Genomic DNA, 2,723 nt, shown 5'->3' with positions numbered 1-2,723 from the left:
GTGCACGACTTCATCAAGCGCACCTCGATCCTGAAATGCGGTCCGGATCAGCTGCGTGCGCTGGGACCTGCCGCGATGACGCTTGGCAAGGCGGAAGGGCTGGACGCCCATTCGCGCTCGATTGGATTGCGCCTCAATCTGTCATGACAAAGCCGCCCGAACAGGACGACTCCAACAATCGCATCGTCGCGGTCACCCTCGACGAGGAATCGATCGGCCGTTCGGGGCCCGATATCGAGCATGAGCGCGCGATCGCGATCTACGACCTGATCGAGCAGAACCTGTTCGCGCCGGAGGCCGCCGACGGGAACGGGCCGTTCACGCTGCATATCGGCATCACCGGCAACCGCCTGATGTTCGACATCCGCCGCGAGGACGGCACGCCCGTGGTCGTGCATCTGTTGTCGCTGGGGCCGTTCCGCGGGATCGTGAAGGATTACTTCATGATCTGCGACAGCTATTACCAGGCGATCCGCACCGCGACCCCGGACAAGATCGAGGCCATCGACATGGGCCGCCGCGGCATCCATGACGAGGGATCGCGCACGCTCCAGGAGCGGCTGAAGGGCAAGGTGCGGGTCGACTTCGAGACCTCGCGCCGGCTGTTCACGCTCATTACCGTCCTGCACTGGAAGGGTTAGGGCATGGTCCGGAAAAGTGTGCAGCGGTTTTCCGACAAGGCCATGCCCTCTTTCAAAAGAGGCTAGGTGCGATGGCGGGTCCGCCACGCGCACGCGATCCGCAATCGGTGCTGTTCGCCTGTGCGATGAACAGCGTGCGCTCGCCGATGGCCGAGAGCCTGCTTCGGCACATGTTTCCGCAGGGCCTCTACGTCAAGTCGGCCGGCGCCAGAAAGGGCGAGCTTGATCCGTTCGCGGTGTCTGTGATGGCCGAGCTCGGCCAGGACATCTCCGTCCACAAGCCGCAGACCTTCGAGGAGCTGGAGGACTGGGAGGGGCTGAATTTCGACCTCATCATCACGCTGTCGCCGGAGGCGCACCACAAGGCGCTGGAGCTGACCCGCACGCTCGCCGCCGACGTCGAATACTGGCCGACCCAGGACCCCACCACCATGGAAGGCAGCCGCGACCAGAAGCTCGCCGCCTACCGCGACGTCTGCGACCAGCTCCTGATGCGCATCCGCCGGCGGTTTGCGAAGGTGGGCGCGGCGAGCGGATAGCGACGCGCGCCGTAACACCCGCGTCACAGACCGCGGGCACACGCATCGGAAGCCCGTCGAATCAGCAAAGTCCGGGTTCCCGGGTTGTGAAATCAGCCCCCTTCCGATAGGTTCCGCGCGCAATTCACCCCCTGCTTCATCCCCCAAATCACCTGATGCTCGGTCGCCCCAAATTCGTTCTTGCCTCCGGTTCGCCGCGACGCCTGTCGCTGCTCAACCAGGCCGGCATCGAGCCGGACGCGCTCCGGCCGGCCGACGTCGACGAGACGCCGAAGCGGGGCGAGCTGCCGCGCGCCTGCGCCAATCGCCTCGCGCGGGCCAAGGCGGATGCGGCGCTGAAATCGGTGCAACTCGACGACGAATTGCGCGGCGCCTTCATCCTCTCCGCCGACACGGTGGTGGCGGTCGGCCGCCGCATCCTGCCCAAGGCCAACCTAGTGGACGAGGCGGCGCAGTGCCTGCGGCTGCTCTCGGGCCGCAATCACCGCGTCTACACCGCGATCTGCCTCGTCACGCCGCGCGAGGCCTTCCGCCAGCGCCTGGTCGAGACCCGCGTCCGCTTCAAGCGCCTGTCGGAGGACGACATCCAGGCCTATATCGGCTCCGGCGAATGGCGCGGCAAAGCCGGCGGCTACGCCGTGCAGGGCATCGCCGGCTCCTTCGTGGTGAAGATGGTGGGGTCCTACAGCAACGTCGTCGGCCTGCCGCTCTACGAGACCACGACGCTGCTCGGCGGCGAAGGCTTTCCGATCCGCTTCGGCTGGCTCAACGCCACCGCCGTGTGAACGCGAATGCCGGCTCGGGCGGGCCTGAACAAAAATCTCGAAAACAACCCCATGCACAGTAGAATTGGCCCGCGGGACCCGGGCCGCGACGCCTGCGCGTCCGCCCGCAGAACCCCTTGACCGACAGGCTCCTAGACTCACTCACCCCGGGTAAGCTGCCGACATCATGGACGACCACGTCAAAAAGCCCGCTGGGCCGCTCAAAACCTGCCCGATCTGCGGCAAGCCTGCCGTGCAGGCCACCCACCCGTTCTGCTCCTCGCGCTGCCGCGACGTCGACCTGAACCGGTGGCTGAAAGGCTCCTACGTCATCCCCGGCCGCGACGACGAAGCGGACGGCGAAGAATAGCAAAGTAATATCAATAATTTATAGGGGCGGCCGATGCGCCCCGCGCCAGCCGCAGCAAGCCCGCCCCACCTTGTACACAGCCGGGCCACGCCCGTCGCAGCCACTTGGCAAAGCCGGGTGGACAGGCCGCCTTCAGCCCACTATAAACCGCCCGCTCGATGGGCCTTGCGCCCTCTCGTCGGGTACGCCCAGGTAGCTCAGTTGGTAGAGCATGCGACTGAAAATCGCAGTGTCGGTGGTTCGATTCCGCCCCTGGGCACCATTCCAGCCGCCAGACGGCCCTTTCCGGAAGATCGCGCGAAAGCATCGCGCAAATCCTCGCATCCGTCGCAAAATGAGCGGCTAGCCGTTTTGAGCTGTCGGTCCTGAACGCGAGAACCGACCCATCGCCGACCGCGCGTTCGACGAT

Annotated in this window: 5 protein-coding genes and 1 tRNA gene; all 6 read left to right on the top strand. The window is 65.6% G+C overall.

Translation table 11 applies throughout. The features are described from left to right. The coding region (locus AC1D00_RS35330) for a histidinol dehydrogenase (protein WP_477013854.1) at window positions 1-147 on the top strand (147 nt) is incomplete at its 5' end. Next, window positions 144-641, top strand: coding sequence for a UPF0262 family protein (locus AC1D00_RS35325; protein WP_135177655.1), 498 nt, complete (start codon window positions 144-146; stop codon window positions 639-641). The genes AC1D00_RS35330 and AC1D00_RS35325, both read left to right, overlap by 4 nt. A gap of 71 nt (window positions 642-712) precedes the next feature. Next, window positions 713-1,180, top strand: coding sequence for an arsenate-mycothiol transferase ArsC (locus tag AC1D00_RS35320; protein ID WP_404551063.1), 468 nt, complete (start codon window positions 713-715; stop codon window positions 1,178-1,180). A 155-nt stretch (window positions 1,181-1,335) separates the two neighbouring features. Next, window positions 1,336-1,965, top strand: coding sequence for a Maf-like protein (locus AC1D00_RS35315; RefSeq protein ID WP_011084077.1), 630 nt, complete (start codon window positions 1,336-1,338; stop codon window positions 1,963-1,965). A gap of 166 nt (window positions 1,966-2,131) precedes the next feature. Next, window positions 2,132-2,314: a DNA gyrase inhibitor YacG gene (gene yacG, locus AC1D00_RS35310; protein WP_027542473.1), complete on the top strand. Its 183-nt coding sequence runs from the start codon at window positions 2,132-2,134 to the stop codon at window positions 2,312-2,314. Window positions 2,315-2,500: 186 nt separating this feature from the next. Next, window positions 2,501-2,576: transfer RNA gene (locus AC1D00_RS35305), tRNA-Phe, on the top strand. Window positions 2,577-2,723 lie beyond the last annotated feature (147 nt).

It is taken from the genome of Bradyrhizobium sp. P2_E8 (genome assembly GCF_056403875.1).
The sequence above is the reverse complement of the archived record's forward strand: the minus strand, read 5'-3'. Positions and strand labels throughout refer to the sequence as shown.